At 75.2% G+C, this 17,933-nt stretch carries 14 protein-coding genes, 7 tRNA genes and 2 pseudogenes; 12 read left to right on the forward strand and 11 right to left on the reverse strand.

Annotated elements, in window-relative coordinates:
- Positions 1 to 223: 223 nt before the first annotated feature.
- A complete protein-coding gene (locus ACWFQ8_RS22740) occupies positions 224 to 1,420 on the reverse strand; it encodes a serine/threonine-protein kinase (protein WP_453788096.1) in 1,197 nt (398 codons plus the stop codon).
- A gap of 564 nt (positions 1,421 to 1,984) precedes the next feature.
- Between ACWFQ8_RS22740 and ACWFQ8_RS22745 the strand changes: the two genes are divergently transcribed.
- The 3 genes and pseudogenes from ACWFQ8_RS22745 to ACWFQ8_RS22755 all read left to right on the forward strand — a co-directional run bounded on the left by ACWFQ8_RS22745 (position 1,985) and on the right by ACWFQ8_RS22755 (position 6,538).
- Positions 1,985 to 2,170: a hypothetical protein gene (locus ACWFQ8_RS22745; RefSeq protein ID WP_453788097.1), complete on the forward strand. Its 186-nt coding sequence runs from the start codon at positions 1,985 to 1,987 to the stop codon at positions 2,168 to 2,170.
- Positions 2,171 to 5,687: 3,517 nt separating this feature from the next.
- A pseudogene (locus ACWFQ8_RS22750) lies at positions 5,688 to 6,164 on the forward strand (phosphotransferase family protein); the annotation flags it as partial.
- Positions 6,165 to 6,229: 65 nt separating this feature from the next.
- Entirely contained in the window at positions 6,230 to 6,538 is a 309-nt protein-coding gene (locus ACWFQ8_RS22755; RefSeq protein WP_453788098.1) for a TFIIB-type zinc ribbon-containing protein, read from the forward strand.
- A gap of 193 nt (positions 6,539 to 6,731) precedes the next feature.
- On the opposite strand, the gene ACWFQ8_RS22760 is transcribed toward ACWFQ8_RS22755, so the two are convergent.
- From ACWFQ8_RS22760 to ACWFQ8_RS22780, 5 genes are all read right to left on the reverse strand, one after another.
- Positions 6,732 to 6,806 (reverse strand) — tRNA-Val (locus ACWFQ8_RS22760).
- A gap of 37 nt (positions 6,807 to 6,843) precedes the next feature.
- A tRNA-Val gene (locus ACWFQ8_RS22765) sits at positions 6,844 to 6,915 on the reverse strand.
- 19 nt (positions 6,916 to 6,934) lie between these two features.
- A tRNA-Val gene (locus ACWFQ8_RS22770) sits at positions 6,935 to 7,006 on the reverse strand.
- A 1-nt stretch (position 7,007) separates the two neighbouring features.
- Positions 7,008 to 7,081: transfer RNA gene (locus ACWFQ8_RS22775), tRNA-Cys, on the reverse strand.
- A gap of 37 nt (positions 7,082 to 7,118) precedes the next feature.
- Positions 7,119 to 7,191 (reverse strand) — tRNA-Gly (locus ACWFQ8_RS22780).
- Between the two features lie 179 nt (positions 7,192 to 7,370).
- Here ACWFQ8_RS22780 and ACWFQ8_RS22785 point away from each other — a divergent pair.
- The 3 genes from ACWFQ8_RS22785 (at position 7,371) to ACWFQ8_RS22795 (ending at position 10,263) form a co-directional block, all read left to right on the forward strand.
- Entirely contained in the window at positions 7,371 to 8,432 is a 1,062-nt protein-coding gene (locus ACWFQ8_RS22785) for a chorismate-binding protein (protein ID WP_453788099.1), read from the forward strand.
- Between the two features lie 15 nt (positions 8,433 to 8,447).
- Positions 8,448 to 9,269 carry an aminotransferase class IV gene (locus tag ACWFQ8_RS22790; RefSeq protein ID WP_453788100.1) on the forward strand — a complete coding sequence of 274 codons (822 nt, stop codon included), beginning with the start codon at positions 8,448 to 8,450 and terminating at the stop codon, positions 9,267 to 9,269.
- 169 nt (positions 9,270 to 9,438) lie between these two features.
- A complete protein-coding gene (locus tag ACWFQ8_RS22795) occupies positions 9,439 to 10,263 on the forward strand; it encodes a GNAT family N-acetyltransferase (RefSeq protein ID WP_453788101.1) in 825 nt (274 codons plus the stop codon).
- Between the two features lie 7 nt (positions 10,264 to 10,270).
- Here the strand turns inward: ACWFQ8_RS22795 and ACWFQ8_RS22800 are convergent, their stop codons facing one another.
- Positions 10,271 to 10,786 (reverse strand): DsbA family protein, encoded by a 516-nt coding sequence (locus ACWFQ8_RS22800; RefSeq protein WP_453788102.1) that lies wholly within the window; start codon positions 10,784 to 10,786, stop codon positions 10,271 to 10,273.
- Between the two features lie 256 nt (positions 10,787 to 11,042).
- Between ACWFQ8_RS22800 and ACWFQ8_RS22805 the strand changes: the two genes are divergently transcribed.
- Positions 11,043 to 11,477, forward strand: coding sequence for a hypothetical protein (locus ACWFQ8_RS22805; RefSeq protein WP_453788103.1), 435 nt, complete (start codon positions 11,043 to 11,045; stop codon positions 11,475 to 11,477).
- Positions 11,478 to 11,565: 88 nt separating this feature from the next.
- A complete protein-coding gene (locus ACWFQ8_RS22810; RefSeq protein ID WP_453788104.1) occupies positions 11,566 to 11,739 on the forward strand; it encodes a hypothetical protein in 174 nt (57 codons plus the stop codon).
- Positions 11,740 to 11,808: 69 nt separating this feature from the next.
- Here ACWFQ8_RS22810 and ACWFQ8_RS22815 read toward each other — a convergent pair.
- A pseudogene (locus ACWFQ8_RS22815) lies at positions 11,809 to 12,363 on the reverse strand (CGNR zinc finger domain-containing protein); the annotation flags it as partial.
- A gap of 198 nt (positions 12,364 to 12,561) precedes the next feature.
- Positions 12,562 to 12,975: an SsgA family sporulation/cell division regulator gene (locus ACWFQ8_RS22820; protein ID WP_030011909.1), complete on the reverse strand. Its 414-nt coding sequence runs from the start codon at positions 12,973 to 12,975 to the stop codon at positions 12,562 to 12,564.
- Between the two features lie 177 nt (positions 12,976 to 13,152).
- Here ACWFQ8_RS22820 and ACWFQ8_RS22825 point away from each other — a divergent pair, with 177 nt between their 5' ends.
- Positions 13,153 to 13,701 (forward strand): TIGR02611 family protein, encoded by a 549-nt coding sequence (locus ACWFQ8_RS22825; protein WP_453788105.1) that lies wholly within the window; start codon positions 13,153 to 13,155, stop codon positions 13,699 to 13,701.
- A 46-nt stretch (positions 13,702 to 13,747) separates the two neighbouring features.
- Positions 13,748 to 13,819 (forward strand) — tRNA-Val (locus ACWFQ8_RS22830).
- Between the two features lie 85 nt (positions 13,820 to 13,904).
- On the opposite strand, the gene ACWFQ8_RS22835 is transcribed toward ACWFQ8_RS22830, so the two are convergent.
- The gene (locus ACWFQ8_RS22835; RefSeq protein WP_453788106.1) at positions 13,905 to 16,268 is read right to left on the reverse strand and encodes an SCO7613 C-terminal domain-containing membrane protein; all 2,364 of its coding nucleotides are present in this window, start codon (positions 16,266 to 16,268) and stop codon (positions 13,905 to 13,907) included.
- A gap of 123 nt (positions 16,269 to 16,391) precedes the next feature.
- Here ACWFQ8_RS22835 and ACWFQ8_RS22840 point away from each other — a divergent pair, with 123 nt between their 5' ends.
- Together ACWFQ8_RS22840 and ACWFQ8_RS22845 are read left to right on the forward strand one after the other, a co-directional pair.
- Positions 16,392 to 16,880, forward strand: a complete 489-nt coding sequence (locus ACWFQ8_RS22840) for an SRPBCC family protein (RefSeq protein ID WP_453788107.1) — start codon at positions 16,392 to 16,394, stop codon at positions 16,878 to 16,880.
- 38 nt (positions 16,881 to 16,918) lie between these two features.
- Positions 16,919 to 16,990, forward strand: a tRNA-Val gene (locus ACWFQ8_RS22845).
- A 90-nt stretch (positions 16,991 to 17,080) separates the two neighbouring features.
- Here ACWFQ8_RS22845 and ACWFQ8_RS22850 read toward each other — a convergent pair.
- On the reverse strand, positions 17,081 to 17,806 hold the full coding sequence (locus ACWFQ8_RS22850) for a 3'-5' exonuclease (protein ID WP_384537742.1): 726 nt from the start codon (positions 17,804 to 17,806) through the stop codon (positions 17,081 to 17,083).
- Between the last annotated feature and the right edge of the window lie 127 nt (positions 17,807 to 17,933).

Genomic DNA, 17,933 nt, shown 5'->3' on the forward strand with positions numbered 1-17,933 from the left:
CCACACCCACCCCCCGACCACCCAGATCCCCACACCCCAGGTATCTCGCAGCGTCAGCTCTGCCGAAGCGACAGGGGTGACTCGCGCGGGGGGGGGCCTGGCGCGGGGCGGGGCCTGGCGTGGCGCGGGGCGTGGCGCGGTGTGGGGGCCTGGCGTGGCGCGGGGCCTGGCGCGGTGCGGGGGTTTGGCGTGGCGCGGGGCCCGGCGCGGTGCGGCCGCCCGGCTAGAGCTTCTGCGCGGCCGCGATGCCCAGCGCCACGATCAGCGTCACCACCACGAACACGATCAGGCGCTGCCGCATCAGCCTCGGGTCCGGCCGTGTCGGCCGGCGCCCCGCCCCCGTGGTCCGGGGAGCCTGCCGGCCGCCCGTACGCCCGGCGGTGGGCCGGGAGGTCGGGCCGCCCGGGTCGCCGGTGTGGCGCGAGGACGAGGGCCGCGAGTGCGGTCCGCCCTGCGGCCGGGGCGCGGGGGTGCCGCCCGTACGACGCTCCGTACGCGGGTCCGTGTAGCGGTCGGTGTACTGCGCCGTGCGGTCGGACGCGTCGGCCGGGCGCTCGGACCGGGTGCGCTGCGCCGGGGGGCGGCCGTCGGACAGGCCCTGCGCCTCGCGCGCCGCGATCTCCTTGAGCCGCATCGACAGCTGCAGTGTGCTGGGCCGGTCCTCGGGGTCCTTGGCCAGACACGCCTGGACGAGCGGAGCCAGCGCGTCCGGTACCCCGGCCAGATGCGGCTCCTCGTGCACCACGCGGTACAGCATGACCTCGGAACTGCCGTGCCCGAAGGGCGAGTCGGCGGTCGCCGCGTAGGCGAGGGTGGCCCCCAGGGCGAAGACGTCCGTGGCGGGGGTGACGGCGGCTCCGCGCACCTGCTCGGGCGCGAGGAAGCCGGGGGAGCCGACGGCCGTTCCGACGTGGGTGAGCGTGCTCGCGCCGGTGGCCCACGCGATGCCGAAGTCGATGATCCGGGGGCCCTTGGGGGAGAGCAGGATGTTCGACGGCTTGAGGTCCCGGTGGACGACCCCCGCCTCGTGCACGGCGACCAGCCCCTCGGACAGCGCGGCGCCGACGGCGGCGATCTGGGCGGCCGTGAGCGGTCCCTCCTCGGCCACCTTGTCGTGGAGGGAGGGCCCGGGCACGTACTGGGTGGCGAACCACGGGCGCTCGGCGTCCAGGTCCGCCGCCACCAGGCGCGCGGTGCAACCGCCCCGGATCCGCCGGGCCGCGGAGACCTCGCGGGCGAACCGCGAGCGGAACTCCTGGTCCTCGGCCAGATCCGGCCGGATGACCTTGAGGGCGACGCGCTGCCCGCGCCGGTCCGACCCCAGGTAGACCACGCCCATGCCGCCGGCGCCGAGCCGGCGGTGCAGTCTGAACGAGCCGACGACACGCGGGTCCTCGCGCCGGAGCCGCATCATCGCCATGTCCACCCCGCTGACCGGTCGTCCTGTTGACGTGGCACAGCTTACGGACCATCCGGCATGCGCGCTCAGAGGCCGCGCCCTCGCCGGGGGATTCGATTGTCAGTGCGGCGCCGCACACTTGGGGGAGCTCCGGCCCTGTCGCCCGGCGAGGACGGGCGCGCTCCCCGGCGGCTCAAACATCCTTTCGCCCAAGGGTGTTGGCTTCCGGACGGCCCATCGGCGGGTGCCTGACCGGGGGGTGGGCTCCGCCGTGCCCCGGGCGCATCCGAGTGGATCTTCGCCGGGTCCGCCGGGGCGGGGGTCGGTGTGCGGAGAGTGACGGAAGTGAGCGAAGTCACCACCCTGCGGTCATCCCCTCCGGGAAGACCCCTACAACGGGGGCGCGGTCTCCACCCAGGGGAGTACACGGGGTGGGGCCCGTCATCCTCCGGGAGGCCCGCCAATGGGTCCACAGGCATGAGGTCACGGCCCCTCCGCGCGCCTAGTGTTGAGGACAAGCGGCGGGTGGAGCACTCGTCCCCCGAGGTCACAAGCCCGCCGCTGCCAAACGACAGGGAGAGGGCCATGGCGGACATCGCACGGCAGGGACGCAAGGCATTCGCGTTCAACGGCCATGAGTCCGGTACGCGCCACCCTCTGGTGGCCGCGGCCATGGTGCTCCCCCTGGCCGCCGTCCTGCTCTTCCTCTTCGGAGGCTTCGAGCAGGTGGCGGCACAGGCGTCGTCCGTGGGTGTGATGCTGGGGCGCTGAGCGGCGCCCCAGGTCCGGGAGAGCGGCCCGGACCGCGACATCGGCCCGTCGAACCCCGTGGGGACGGGGGCGCGACGGACGGCAGGTGAAGGGTGCTGCCCGTCCGACTGGGGAGTCGGACGGGCAGCACCCTTTTTCACCCCACCCACCCCGCCGCCCGCCAGCCCCACCTGCCACGGTCCGCCCCCCTCACCGTCAGATCACTGCTCCGCGAGGGGATCGCTGCTCCGTGTCTGGCGCGTCCGCTTCGCGCCGGGTCCGCGCCGGGCCCGCGAGTCCGCGCCGAGTCCGCGTCAGCTGCGCGTCCGGTACACGCTGCCCGCCTTCCCGCCTTCCCGCCGCCACCTGACTGCTGGGCTGCGCGTCCGCTGCGCGCCGGGTCCGTGCCTGCTCCGCGATCAGAGCACTGCTCCGCGAACAGATCCTTGCTCCGAGTCTGATGCGCGTCTGCTCCGCGCCTGGTCACGCCTGCTGGCCACTGTGCTTCCGCCATGGGAGCGGTGTCCGGGGGACGGTGGCGGCAGGGCCCGCCGCGCCTCGCCCGATCCGCCAGCTCCGCACCGGGCCCGCGCCCGCTGCACGCCAGCTTCCGCGCCTGCGAGCCGCTGGGATTTCCGTAGGCTGCTTTCGAGAGGAGGTGCCACGGACCGTGATGCCCCAGGACGACGCCGCCCGGCGCCGGGTGCCCGCAGCGCCCCCGCCCTTGCCCGCCGCACTCGCCGCCTACGCCACCGCACGCCCCCATGCGCCGTACGTCCTGCTCGCGGACCGGGAGGACGCGACGGTCATCCGCTGCGGCGAGCTCGTGGCCAAGGCCCACGCCGCGGACGCCGACCGCGAGGACCTCGCCGTGCGCCTGCGGATCGCCGGACACCGGGCACTTGTCGGGGTACTCCTCGCCCCGCTGCCGGGCGTGGACGGCCACCTGCGGGGGAGGCCCGTCTCCCTCTGGCCCTACGGGGCTCCGGTCGACCCCGAGCGCCCCGAGGACGCCCCCTGGGAGGAGGCGGCCCGCCTCTTGGCCGCCCTGCACCAGGTCCCGCTCGACACCCTCCCGGGCCCGGTCCCTCCCATGCGCGGCCCGGCCAAAGTGGCCCGCGCGCTCCGCCGCCTGCACCGCGTGGCCCCCCTTCTCACCCCCACGCCCCCGACCCAGGCCTTCGCCCCCACGGGTGTATCCACCCCCACGACCTCCGGAAGCCCCGCCCCGGGCGCCCCCGGCCCCGCGCCCGTAGTCGCACCGGCCCCCCCGAGCTCCGTTCTCGGCTCGGCCGCCGCACCAGGCCCGACGTGCTCTCCGACCTCCACCCCGTCGGGCCCAGCGGACACCCGGGCCTCCGGCCCCGCGCCCGCAGTCGCGTCGGGCCCGACGGGCCCGGGGGCCCCGGCCCCCGCGCTCGGGCCTACGTGCGCGGGGGACCCAGTCGCTGGGACCGCAGGCGTGTCGGGCTCGACGGGTGCCCGGCGCTCCAGCCCGGGTTCGGCTGCTGCACCCGGGCCCACGGGTACCCAGGCTCCCGGCTCCGCCTTCGGGCCTGGGGGCGTCCCGACCCCGGGTGCAGCGCTCGGGCCCACGGGCGCGTCCAGCCCCATGGGCTCTACGGGTGCGCCCCCGGTCGAGTGTTCCGCCGAGCCCGGCCCTGCCCAAGGCCCCGCCGCCAGTCCCGCGGCCGTGTCGGGGGCGGTCACCCCGGTCCCCGCCTCCGCTTTCGGGTCTGCGGGAGAGTCCGACATCCCGACCCCGGGTTCCGTGCTCGGGCCGATGGGCGCGTTCGGCCGCATGGGCTTTACGGGTGCACCCCCGGTCGGCGGCTCCGCCGAGCTCGGCGCTGCCCAAGGCTCCGCCGCCAGTCCTGCGGCCGTGTCGGGGGCAACGGTCACCCCGGCCTCGGGCTCCGCTCTCGGGCCCATGGGCGAGTCCGGCATCCCGGCCTCCGGCCCCGTGCTCGGGCCCACGGGCGCGTTCGGCTCCATGGGCTCTACGGGTGCACCCCCGGTCTGCGGCCCGGTCGAGCCCGGCCCCGCAGTCGTGTCTGGCGCGAGGGGCATCCGGAGCTCCAACTCCGCCGCCGTCCCCACGGACACCCCGACCCCGGGCCTCGCCTCGGCACGCACTGGTGCTTCCAGCCCCATCGGCTCTCCGGGAGTTGATCCCGTTGGCGGCTCCGCCGCGACAAGTCCTGTCCCCGGTACCGCAGTCGTGTCGGGCACCCCGGCCCTGAGTTCCGTGCTCCGGCCTGCGGGCGCTGACTCGGTCGGCGGTTCCAACGCGCCCGGTCCTCTTCCCGGTGCCGCAGCCGTGTCGGGTACCCCGGCCCCGGGTTCCGTGCTCGGGCATGCGGGCGCGTTCAGCTCCGTGGGCTCCTCGGGCGCTGACCCGGTCGGCGGCTCCGACGTGCCCGGCTCCGCAGTCGTGTCCGGCGCGAGGGGCAACCGGAGTTCCGGCTCGGTTGCCACACCCGGCCCTACAGGCACCCCGGCCACAGGCCCCGCCTTCGCACACACGGGTGCGTCCAACCTCATGGGTTCCCCGGGAGCTGATCCCGCGGGTGGTGCCGTCGCGCCCATTGCTGTCCCCGGGCCCGCCAGCGCGTCGGGCATCCCGACGCCCGGCCCCGCGCTCGGACCCGCGGGTGCGGCAGGCCTTGGTGCCCCGGGCCCTGGCGCCGCCGCGACCGGCCCCGTGCTCCGTCCCGCGTTCGCTCTCGGCCCCGCAGGCGTGTCCGGCCTGCTGGGCGCCCCGACTCCCGGCCCCGGCGACGGCCCGGGGGGCGCTTCCGGAGAGGGGGTCGGTCCCGGCCACGCGTGCGCACCGGCCACCGCCGACTCGCGGACCGGTCTTGGTGCGACGGGCACGGCGAGCCCGGTACCGGCCGTCGGTACCTCCGCCGACTCGGGGACCGGACCCTGCCCTACGGAGGGACTCGCGCTCAGGCCGACCGATGGCACCGGCCCCGGTTCCACGTGCCCAGCCGGCCGCGTGCCGGCCGAGGCGACCTCCGTCGGCTCGGGGGTCGGCCCCAGCGCGACGGGGGGACGTGGCCTCGGGCCGACCGACGGCGCCGGAGCCACCGCGGGCTCAGGGATCGGTCCCGGGGCCTCCGTCGGTTCGGGGGCCGGCCTCCGCTCGTCGGGCGGACTTGGCCACGGGCCGACCGACGGCACCGGCAGCGCCGTCGGCAGCGGCCTCGATGAGGGTCCCGGCACGGGCACGTATGGGCCCGGGGCCGGCGCCGGTTCGGGAGCCGGTCTTCGTTCCAAGAGCGGACTCGGCCACGGGCCGGCTGACGCCACCACCGGCAGCGCCGCTGGCCCTGGCCCCGATGAGGGTCCGGGCACGGGGGCGTCATGGCCCGGGGCATCCGCCGGTTCGGAGGCCGGTTCCTCTCCTACGGGCGGGCTCGGGCCGGCCGGGGGCGCCCGCTCGGGGGGCGGGTGCGGTGGGAACGGGGGTCTCGAACCCGGCGAAGGACCCGGCCGGGGCGGCGACGGGTGGCCGACGGAGGGGGACGTGCGTGCCGTGTGGGCCGCCGCGGGGACGTTGCCGCCGTGGGCGCGCGGGGAGGCGGCCGCGCCCGACGGCTGGGCTCTCTGCCACGGCGACCTGCACCTCGGGCAGTTGGTGCGCCACCCCGCCCCCGACGGGGCCTGGCTCCTCATCGACGTCGACGACCTCGGCCTCGGCACACCCGCCTGGGACCTCGCCCGCCCCGCCGCCTGGTACGCCGCCGGGCTGCTCGACACCACCACCTGGCTGCGGTTCCTCGACGCCTACCGGGCCGCCGGCGGCCCGGCCGCCGGTCCGCCCGGCTCCGACCCCTGGCCGGAACTGGACCTCGCCGCCCGCGCCCTCACCGTCCAGACAGCGGCCCTGGCGGTGGCCAAGGCCACCGAGCGCGGACGCCGACTGGAGGACGTGGAGCGGCTCATGGTGGACGCCTGTGTCCGGATGGCAGCGCTCCCGCCCGACTTGGAGTCCGGGACTCCGTCGTAGGGTGAGTTTCCCGCCACTGGGCATGCATCCGGTGGTGACGGCGACGGCGAGGAGTTGATCCGGTCATGCAGTGTCCGAAGTGTCACGCGATCATGCACACCTACAACCGCAACGGGGTCCAGATCGAGCAGTGCAGCGGCTGTCGCGGCATCTTCCTCGACTACGGCGAGCTGGAGGCGCTGACCCGCCTGGAGTCCCAGTACACGGCCCAGCAGTACGGGCAGGTCCCGCCGCCCGTGGCGCCCCCGGCCCCGTATCCGGCCCCGCACGCCGCGCCGGCCCCCGCCTGGGGAGCCCCGCAGCACGGCGGCCACGGCGGTCACCGCCACGGCCACCACCGCGGCGGCTTCGGCCGGATGCTCTTCTCCTCCTGAACACCGGCCCGGTCCGGCCTTCCGGCCCGGTCCGGCCGGGTAGGCGGCACGGCCCTTGCGCCGCTCCGGCCTGGTGGGCCTTGCGCCGCTCCGGCCCGGTGGGCCTTGCGCCGGGCGGGCACCCCACCGGCGCCGCCACCCCGCCCCCGGGAACGCGGAAGCCCCGGCCGTCTCGACGGCCGGGGCTTGCGGATGGTGCGCGATACTGGGATTGAACCAGTGACCTCTTCCGTGTCAGGGAAGCGCTCTCCCGCTGAGCTAATCGCGCGGGACCGCGGCATCGAAGCCGCAGTGCGTGTGCTGCGTGCGCGATACTGGGATTGAACCAGTGACCTCTTCCGTGTCAGGGAAGCGCTCTCCCGCTGAGCTAATCGCGCGGGGATCCTTGCGGACCAGTGGACGATACTGGGATTGAACCAGTGACCTCTTCCGTGTCAGGGAAGCGCTCTCCCGCTGAGCTAATCGTCCTTGGAGGTGGAGACGGGATTTGAACCCGTGTAGACGGCTTTGCAGGCCGTTGCCTCGCCTCTCGGCCACTCCACCATGGAGCTGCGGGGGTTCGGGAAGATCCCCCACTTCGAGCGGACGACGAGACTCGAACTCGCGACATCCACCTTGGCAAGGTGGTGCTCTACCAACTGAGCTACGTCCGCAGGTCACCGTGCTCGCTCCGGGGTGTTCCCCCTTCGCTCCTGGCGACGTGTTGAACTCTAGCGGATTCCCGGGCCAGCTCAAAAACGCGTTTCCGCAGCGTGCTGCCGCTCGATCACCGGCGGTCACCCCGCCGTCACCCCACCGGCGCCGCCGCGTCACCGGTCATAGACTCGCAGCCGTGCACGACCTGCCTCCCCTGGCCCGCTTCGGCGGCCTCCTCGCGACCGACCTCCGAGACGTCACCAGTGATCCCGCAGCCCTCGACTCCACCGGGTTCTGGGCGGTGTCCGCCGACTTCGAGGGGCGGCTGACCTGCGCGCGCTTCGGGGACATACGCCCGGACCCGGTCCCCCCGCCCGTCCCCGGCGCCTGGCGCGGGCCCGACCCCGACGCCTGGAGCACCTCGCTCGACCGGGCCGCGTACGTCTCGGGCGTCCGCCGGATCCGCGAGCACATCGCCGCCGGCGAGGTGTACCAGGCCAATCTCTGCCGGGTGATGTCCGCGCCGCTGCCCGACCCGGCCGGCGCCGACGTGGACGCCCTCACCTCGCTCCTCGCGCGCGGCAACCCCGCGCCCTACGCAGGAACGATTCGGCTCCCGGCTCACGGCGTCGAGATCGCCACCGCCTCCCCGGAGCTCTTCCTCCGCCGGGCGGGCCGCCGGGTCGAGTCGGGCCCCATCAAGGGCACCGGACGCACCGTCGCCGACCTGCTCCCCAAGGACCACGCCGAGAACGTGATGATCGTGGACCTGGTGCGCAACGACCTCGGCCGCGTCTGCGCCACCGGCTCCGTCACCGTCCCCGAGCTGTGCGCCGTGGAGGAGCACCCGGGCCTGGTCCACCTCGTGTCCACCGTCAGCGGGGAACTCGCCGCCGGCGCCGGCTGGCCCGAGCTGTTCGCCGCCGCGTTCCCGCCCGGCTCGGTCACCGGCGCGCCCAAGTCCTCCGCGCTGCGGATCATCGCGGCCCTGGAGACCGCCCCGCGCGGCCCGTACTGCGGCGGCATCGGCTGGGTCGACGCGGACTTGGGCACCGCCGAGCTCGCCGTCGGCATCCGTACCTTCTGGATCGACCGGGAGGCCCCCGGCGGGCCCCGGCTGCTCTTCGGCACCGGAGCCGGTATCACGTGGGGTTCCGACCCCGACCGCGAGTGGGCGGAAACCGAACTGAAGGCAGCCCGCCTGCTGCGGGTAGCGTCAGGAGCCCATGAGGTGACCGGCACCCATGGAACGGGATGAGCGGAGGGACCGTACGTGAGGATCTGGCTCGACGGAGCATTGCGGGACGCGGACAGCGCACAGGTGTCCGTGTTCGACCACGGGCTGACCGTGGGAGACGGCGTGTTCGAGACGCTCAAGGCTGAGCGCGGTGAAGCCTTCGCGCTCAGCCGCCACCTGGAGCGCCTGACCCGCTCGGCCCGCGGCCTCGGCCTGCCGGACCCGGACCTCGACGAGGTGCGGCGCGCCTGCGCGGCCGTCCTGGAGGCCAACCCCGTCCCCCTCGGCCGGCTGCGCGTCACCTACACCGGCGGCCGCTCCCCGCTCGGCTCGGAGCGCGGCGACTGCGGCACCACCCTGATCGCCGCCCTCGCCGAGTCCACCCGCCGCCCGGACACCACCGCCGTCGTCACCGTGGACTGGGTCCGCAACGAGCGTTCCGCCGTGGCCGGGCTGAAGACCACCTCGTACGCCGAGAACGTCGTCGCGCTCGCCGCCGCCCACCGGGCCGGGGCCTCCGAGGCGCTCTTCGCCAACACCGTCGGCCGCCTCTGCGAGGGCACCGGCTCCAACGTCTTCGTCGTCATCGACGGAGAGCTGCACACGCCGCCGGTGTCCTCCGGCTGCCTGGCCGGCATCACCCGCGACCTCGTCGTCGACTGGGCGGGCGCCAAGGAGACCGACCTGCCCTTCGAGGCGTTGGAGCAGGCGGACGAGGTCTTCCTGACCTCCTCGCTGCGCGACGTGCAGGCCGTCCTGCGGATCGACGGCCGCGAGCTCGCCGGCGCCCCGGGGCCGGTCACGACCGAGGCAATGCGGACCTTCGCGGCGCGCGCCGCCGACGACCTCGACCCGTAGGACCCGTAGGACCCGCGCGACCCGCAGGACCGTAGGAGGCTGGGAACCCGTAGGCCCCCGGCCCGGAGGGCCTGCGGGAGGCACAGCGGGACGGCCGCCGGCCCGGTCCGTCCGGCGCAGGCCGTCCCCGCGCTGTCCTTGCGGCCGCCGGGCGGGTAGAACTCGACGGATGACCACCACCCTGCGGCCGTCCGGGCCGCTTCAGCAGACCAGCGGCGGGGCGCGCTCGCGTCCGTACGAGATCCGGGTCAACAGCAGGCGCGTCGGCGCCCTGGTGATCGCCTCCGACACGCCCTTCGGCCCGAGCGTCGGGGAGGTCCGCGACCTGCTGGTCGAGGAGCCCGACCGCCGGCGCGGCCGGGCCACCGTGGCCGCGCTGGCGGCCGAGGAAGTGCTGCGCGGATGGGGCTGCCGCCGGGTCCGGGTCTCGGTCCCGGCCGGTTCGGCCGGCGGCCTGCGCCTCGCGGCGGCCCTCGGCTACACCGAGTACAGCCGGAACATGGACAAGGAGCTCCCGGCCGGGCCGCCCGCCCTGTCCGAGGGCGTCCTGGCCCGCCCGATGACCGCGGCCGAGTACGAGGTCTGGCAGGCGGACGCGATCGAGGGCTACGCCGCCGACTGGGTCGGCCGCGGCATGTCGCTGGAGGCCGCCCGGGCGAAGTCGGTGGCCGACCACGAGGCCCTGCTGCCCCAGGGGCAGGACACCCCCGGCGTCACCCTGACCGTCCTGGAGGTCGCCGGCGCGCCCGTCGGCCGGCTGTGGCTGGCGCCGCGCGGGGAGGGCTCGTACGTCTACGACGTCGTGGTCGACCCCGCGCACCGCGGCCACGGGTACGGCCGCGACCTGATGCGGCTCGCCGAAGGCCTGGCCCTCGCCGCGGGACACCGGGTCCTGGGGCTGCACGTCTTCACGGACAACACCCCGGCGTTGCGGCTGTACGAGTCCCTCGGCTACCGCCCGAACAACTTCAACTACGCCAAGGACCTGCTCTGAGTGCTCTCTAGTGCTGTGCAGCGTCGGTGGGAGCGGCCAGCAGACGGTCGGCGATCTCCTCGATGCGCGCGCGCAGGCCGTCCTGGCTCTTGCCGCCGTCGAGGCGTTCGCCGCCGATCACGTACGTCGGGGTGCCGCTCACGCCGATCGCCTTGCCTTCCGCCTGGTCGGCGTCGACGATCAGGATGTGCCGCCCGTCGATCAGCGCCGTGTCGAACTCCTCCACGTCCAGGCCCAGTTCGCGCGCCACGTCGAGCAGGACCGGCTCGCCGCGCTCGCCCAGCTCGGCCGAGCGCGCCAGCACGGCCTCCGCGTAGGGCCAGCCCTGTCCCTGCTCCACGGCCTCCTCGGCGGCCTGCGCCGCGGCGAAGGAGTGCTTGTGCTTCTCCAGGGGGAAATGGCGCAGCCGGATGTCCAGCCGGTCGCCGTAGCGGGCCCGCAGGGCGCGCACGTCGTCCAGGGCGTGGTGGCAGTCCGGGCACTGGAGTTCGCACCAGACGTCGAGGATCACGGAATCGGTCATACGGACAGTCTCCCAGCCCCGTGCGGCCCGTCCGACCGACACCTGGGGAGGAGGCGGGACCCGGAGATGTCCCGGAGATCCGCGCCGGAGCCGGGCCGGGCGTGGCCCGCACGGCGGTGTCGGGTGCAGGATGGACGGGACGGATCGTCGTGAACCGCCGGGACCGCCGCGACCGCCGACGCCGCCGGGACCGCCGACGGTGCGGAGGCCGACGGCGCCGAGAACCGCTGAGAACCGCCGAGAACCGGAGGGCAGCATGATCGCCGAGACCGTATGTGCCGCCGTGTCCGCGGCGGGCCTGGGCGTCGCGGCACTGACCGCGTACCGCAAGCGCTTCCTTGCCGCCGCGCGGATCACCGCGTACGCGCTGGTGCCGATCGGCCTGGTGCTGACCGGCGCGGTGGCGTGGGTGTCCGGGATGATCTTCAAGCCGACCGTGTGGGCCGGTTTCGGCCTGCTGGGCCTGGCCTGGCTGCTCTTCGCCGCCACGCGCGCCGCGGAGCGGCGGGCCGCGGGCCGGGCGGTCGAGGGCGCTCCGGTCCGCGGCGCCGTGTCCCCGGCCGCGTCGGAACCTGCGCGGGGCCCGGGCGCCGCGCCGTCCCGGTCCGCCGGTCGCACGGGTCGGCAGGACGCCCCCGACGGGGAGGACTTCTCCGACATCGAGGCGATCCTGAAGAAGCACGGCATCTGACCGGCGCCACGAGATCGGGCGAACTGCCGCCCGGGGATTGGCGTGTTGAGGCCCGTACGGTGGTTCGCTGCGCCATCATCGGCCGGACATGCCCGACACACCGCACCCGGGCCCGCCGCTGCCCGCGCCGGCCCCCGCCCCCGTCGTCGAGGAGCCGCGAGGCTGCCTCTTCGCCCTCTCCCAGCCGCCCCTGATGATCTTTCTAGGAGTGATCGGCACCTTGCTGCTGCTGGCCGCCGTGCACGACCTCTTCGTGCTCTGAGCCCTTCGCACCCTCGGCGCCCTCCGCGCGCGGCGACCGCTCGGTGTGCTCCCGGTGCTCCGGCGCGCCCGAGTCGGCTTCCTTGCGCCGGGCCCGGTACGCGGCCACGTGCAGCCGGTTCCCGCAGGTCCGGCTGTCGCAGTAGCGGCGCGAGCGGTTGCGGGACAGGTCCACGAAGGCCCGCCGGCAGTCCGGGGCCTCGCAGCGGCGCAGCCGCTCCTGCTCTCCGGAGACCACGATGAAAGCCAGTGCCATGCCGCCGTCGGCCGCCACGTGGTCGCCCACCGACGCGCCGGGCGCGAAGTAGTGCACGTGCCAGTCGTAGCCGTCGTGGTCCGTCAGCTGCGGGGTGGTGCCGGCCGTGGCCACCAGTTCGTTGACCAGTGCGGCCGCCGCCCGTGAGTTCGGTGCCGCGAAGATCTGCGCGAACTTGCCCCGCACCGTACGTACCCCGGCCAGGTCGCGGGCGCCGAGCTCGCCGACGTCGCTGATCGCGTACTCCTGGACGAAGGCGCGCAGTGCGCCGATGTCAGCCAGTCCGTCGGGCTGGTCGGCCTCGGCCGCGGTGTTCACCAGCGCGACGACGACGTCGAGCGCGCGACGGGTGTCGTGGGGGATCTGCACGGGGTCTCCCTCAGGGGGCGGGCCTGCGACGACTGTCCTGCCGTCGCTGGGGGCCGACTCTAGCGGGTCGCCCTGACGTGCACCGGCGCCATCCGCGCGGGTGGCTCCCGAGAGGACAGCGCCGGTAACGCCGTATGTGGTTGTCCGGCCCGCACCGTCGCCCCGAGTCGGACGGTGCCGAGCGGCTGTGGGCCTGGCTCAGCTTTCGGCCAGGATGTGGGAGAGCTCCTTGTCGAGGTCGAAGTGCCGGTGCTCGGTCCCGGGTGGAACCGCGGCGTCCGTCCGCTTGAGGAACGATTCGAGTGCTCGCGCGGGTGCTTCGAGCAGTGCTTCTCCCTCCGGTGAGCTCAGGGCGATGCAGACGACGCCCTGACCGTGGCTGCGGGACGGCCAGACGCGGACGTCGCCGGTACCGGTGGGCCGGTGGAGGCCCTCCGCGAGGAGGTCGCGGGCGAATACCCATTCGACCGTCTCCTCGGCGCCGGTGTGGAAGGTGGCGTGCACGGCGTAGGGGTCGGCCGTGTCATACCGCAGGCCCGCGGGAACAGGCAGTGAGGACTCGCTCGACACAACGAGGCGCAGGTGCAGCTCGCAGCTGACCGTGGTGTTCATAAGCGCCAGGGCCTTTCGCTCAGTGTGCGCTCGGGGATTCGCACGTCGGCGAAATCGACATGCCACCTACGGTGCCGTTGTAAACCCCTCTGACCGTTTTGCGGACCTCTGGGTCCCTCGGACGGCGGATCCAAACGGTCGTTCACGTGTGCTTCCGGCTCGGGTAGATTCGGAGTCATGAATACGGGGAGTGACCGCGGGACCGACGCGTCCGCAGCCGACGAATCCGCCGAGCGGACCGGGAAGACCACCGGCGGGAGCGCCGGGGAGACCGGTGGGGAGAAAGCCGGCGTGGACGCGGGACGGACCGCAGGGGAAACGGCGGAGACCGAAGCCGCCGAAGCCGAAGAAGTGCAGCATGTGTCCAAGGCGCCGGCCTTCGTCAAGGCCCGCCGGACCCTGCACCTGAGCTGGCAGGTCGGCGTCTTCGTCGTCGGCCTCGCCGTGATCGGGGCGGGCGTCGCCATGCTCGTCCTGCCCGGACCGGGCTGGGTGGCGATCTTCGCGGGCCTGGCGATCTGGGCCACCGAATTCGCCTGGGCCCACCTGGTGCTGCGTTGGACCAAACGCAAGGTCACCGAGGCGGCGCAGAAGGCGCTCGACCCGAAGGTCCGCCGCCGCAACATCATCCTGACGAGCGTCGGCCTCGTCGTCGCTGGTGCGCTCATCGGCTTCTACCTGTGGAAGTACGGGCTCGTCCTGCCCTGGGACCTCAAGGACCAATAGTGGTCGAGGAGCACCGCTGACATGCGGTAATGTTTGCGGTGCGTCCGGGCGATTAGCTCAGTGGGAGAGCACTTCGTTCACACCGAAGGGGTCACTGGTTCGAACCCAGTATCGCCCACCCGGACCAGAGGCCCGGAGACTTTTCACAGTCTCCGGGCCTCTGGCGTTTACAGGCGTTACAGGCGTTCCGCGGGCGAGACGCCTTACCGGAGCCGGCCGATCGCCTCCCGCAGCCTGCGGGCGTCGCGCAGCCGCTGCTCGTACGTCGCCCCCACCGCCAGCAGCAGCAGTCCCGCCAGCGCCGGCGCCACCCAGCGCGGGAGCGCCCCCGCGACCTGCACCACGTACGGGGCCAGCTCGTGCACCGCCACCGCCGCCAGCACCGCACCGCCGAGCACCAGGGGCGCCTGGAGCCGCCGGTGGGCGCCCACCAGGGTCACGGCCAGCGCGCACAGCCCCAGCAGCAGCGGCCGCAGCCAGTGCGCGGCCCCCGCCGGCTCCGTCCCCCAGACGGCCAGCAGGCTCGGTGCCAGGGTCGCCGCCAGACCCGGGCCGTACGCCGTCCACGACGAGGCCCGCGGGTCCTTCCGGCGGCGCAGCAGGCCCACAGCGAGGGCCGGGACCGTCACCGGCAGGGTGTACGCCTCCGGCGTCGTGACCCCGGCCTCGGCCAGCCGGACCCAGGTCGCGGCCACGAACAGCGCTCCCGCCGCCCAGCCCGCCCGGCGGCGCTCCACGCGCACGGCGGCGCCCGCGCAGACCACCCCGGCCAGCGCCAGGACCAGGGCGAGGGTCCCCGGGCGCCCGGCCGACAGGGCCACCGCCAGCGCCCCGGCCCCGGCCGCCGCGATCTCGGCCGGCAGCCGTACGGGCCGCAGGGCGGGACCGAGTGCGGCCACCGCGGCCGGGACCGCGAGCACCGGCAGCGCCCACCAGACCACCGCGAGCTCCGTCACCGCGCCGATCGCCACCAGCAGGCCCGTGGCGTACCCGACGGCGCACACGGCCGCCCCGGAGCGGATCGGGGCCGGCGCGCGCCCGTACGCCGCTCCCGCGGCGCAGCCCGCGCCCAGCAGCCCCCAGACCGCGAAGGTGGCCGTACGTCCGTCCAGCGCCCCCAGGGACACGTTCGCGGCACCCGCCAGCGCGCACGCCGCCGCCGCGATCCCGACCCCCCGGGCGGGGGAGCGCACCGCGAGGAGCCCGGCCGCCCCCGTCACCGCCAGCTGCGCCGCGAGCGCCGCGGCCACCGGGACACCGAGCAGCACCGGGGCCGCGAACAGTCCCGACCAGGCCAGCACCACCGCCACCACCCGCGGCTCGGGGCGCGCCGTCACCCGGGCCGACCACCAGGAGGCGCCCCCCGCGATCAGCAGGGTCAGCGTCGCCGCCCCCGGCCAGTACGTGTCCGGGGCCGGGGTCGTGGCCGCCCACACCTCCTCCAGCACCCGGGCCCGGGCCAGCAGCATCAGCGTCACCGCCGTCCAGGCGGCCAGTGCCGCCAAGGCGGCCACGGCCGCGCCCGCCCGCGCCAGCCCGCGCCGAACCTGCGCCGGCAGCGCGGGAACCCGTACCGCCACGAGCAGGGGCAGCGCCACCAGCAGGTGCGCGACCACCGCCCAGCCGGGGTCCGCCGCCGGCCGCGCCACCCCGCCCAGCGCCACCACCCACGCCGTCCCGGCCGCCAGGGCCGCGGCCGAGGCGCGCGGCTCCCGCCAGGCCGCCGCCACGCCGAGGACCGCGCCCGCCAGCAGCAGCGCCGCCGGGGCCGTCGCCTGCCCCACCGAGCCCGCCGACCAGGACTGCGCCGCTCCGACCAGCAGCGCCCCCGCACCGAGCACGGCCGCCGCGACGACCGCCGGAACGGTCACCGCACGGATCCGCGCCGCCGCGACGTCCAGCGCGGCCGTCGCCAGCAGGGCCCAGCCCACCACCAACGGCCCCGACCCGGCGGCCAGCGCCGCCAGCGGCAGCGGGAACTGCGCGGCCAGCAGCGCCGCGGGCAACGGGGTCCGCAGCGCCCGCAACCCCCGCCCGTACCCGGCCCACACCGCCGCCAGCACGGCGGCCGCCCCCGCCGCGTAGGCCGTGCCGTCCGTACCGGGCAGGCCGACCGCGTGCAGCGCGTACGCGTCCAGCACCGTCAGCAGCAGCCCCACCGCCGCCACCGCCTCGGCCGTCGACCGCAGCCCGCGGCGCAGCAGCACCGCGGGCGCGCCCAGCGCCGCCGCCGTCACCGCGGCCAGCACCGCGGAACGCCCCGCGATGCCCATGGAGCCCCAGCTGACCAGCGTGAACGCCAGCGCGGCCACGGCCAGCAGGACGGCGCCCAGGGTGAGCAGCACGTTCTGCGCACCGCGGGCCGAGGCCTCCTTCCCCGGCCCGGTCGGCGGAGCGGGCCAACCCGCCGGAGGAGCGGGCCGGCCCGCCGGGACGGGCGGAACGAAGTGCGCGAGCCGCAGCAGCCAGTCCCGGCGGTGCAGCAAGTACGACCGCCGGACATCGAGTTGAGCCAGCTCGCGGTCGATGAGCGCCAGCTCCTCGGCCGGCGGCAGGGGCATGTTCATGGTCCGCAGTGTGGTGCCCGTCACGCCCCCGGGACATGGGCGTGCGTACTCAGATGCGCCCTGAGTACGCACAGGACCGGGGCGGCGGGCATACGGGGACCCCCCGCGGGCCAGACTGGAGCCATGGACCACGACCGCCGGGACCGATGGAGCCGCTACCGCTTCCGCAGCGTGTGGGACCTCGACGCCCCGCCCGCAGCCGTCTACGCCGTCCTGGCGCGGCCCGCGGAGTACCCGCACTGGTGGCCCCAGATATGCGGTTTCGAACCGGTCGACGACCGCACCGCCGCCGCGACCTTCCGCTCGGTCCTGCCCTACGCGCTGCGCGTGACCGCGACCGAACTCCTGCGCGACCCCGTCCGCGGGGTCCTGGAAGTGTCCCTGCGCGGGGACATGGACGGCTGGGCGCGGTGGACCGTACGCCCGCGCGCCGGAACGGGGACGGCCCGCACCCGCGTTCTGTACGAGCAGGAGGTCGAGGTGCGCAGGCCGCTGATGCGGCTCCTCGCCCTGCCCGGGCGGCCGGTGTTCCGGCTCAACCACGCGCTCATGATGCGCGCCGGGCGGCACGGTCTCGCGGCCCGGCTTGCCGGCCCGCAGGAAGCGGTTTGAACCAGCCCCGGGCCTTCTGTATTGTTCAGTCCGTTCCCGGGCGATTAGCTCAGCGGGAGAGCACTTCGTTCACACCGAAGGGGTCACTGGTTCGATCCCAGTATCGCCCACCGGGACAGGCCGGTCCGTCTGCTGACGGACCGGCCTTCCGCATCTCCGGGGCCCCGGCGGCCCGGCCCCGGCGGCCCGGCCGCGCGCGCCTACGCCGCCGTCGACAGGTCCGGACGCAGTGGCCAGTGCGGATCCACCGACTCCGGCGTCCCCTGCCGGGCGAACCACGCCTGCAGGCCACGGGCCTGGGCCGCGTGCCACACCTGCTGCAACGTGTGCAGCTCGGCCGGGGTCAGCCGCTCCAGCCGCCCCGCGAACCGGCGGCCCACCGCCCGGACCAGCTCCAGCGAGGCCAGCGCGTCCGCCGCCGCGTCGTGCGCACCCTCCAGCTCTATCCCGTAGTGCGCGCACAGGTCCGTCAGCGTCCGGCGGCCCTTGCGGTAGCGGTCCAGATGCTTGTCGAGCACCCGCGGATCGAGCACCGTCAGCGGCCGGTTGTCCAGGTACCGCGACAGCGAGGACGCCCGGTGCCGGCGCAACTCCCGGTCCAGTAGCGTCAGGTCGAACGGCGCGTTCATCACCACCACCGGACGGCCCGCCACCCGCTGCTCCCCGAGCGCGCGGGCTATCTCCTCCACCACCGGCGCCGGCCAGCGTCCGTGACGCTGGAGGTGCTCATCCGTCAGGCCGTGCACCTCCGTGGCTCCCGGGGGGACCGGGATGCCGGGATTGACCAGCCAGCGCGTGGTGCGGACCCGGCCGCCCGCGCACTCCTGCACGATGAGCGCGGCGGACACGATGCGGTCCTGCTCGACGTCCACCCCGGTCGTCTCGGTGTCGAATGCGGCCAGCGGGCCCTCGTACCAGCGTGTCATGGCGAACTCCTCGTCCCGGATCGGCAGTTGGGCGCACCCGGGCGCCGCCGCCTCGGAACGTGCCACCCATGCCCGAATCGGTGATACCCGGGCTGTTTGCCCCGTACGCCGTTTGCGGGCACCCGGG

The organism is Streptomyces sp. NPDC055254 (assembly GCF_053606025.1).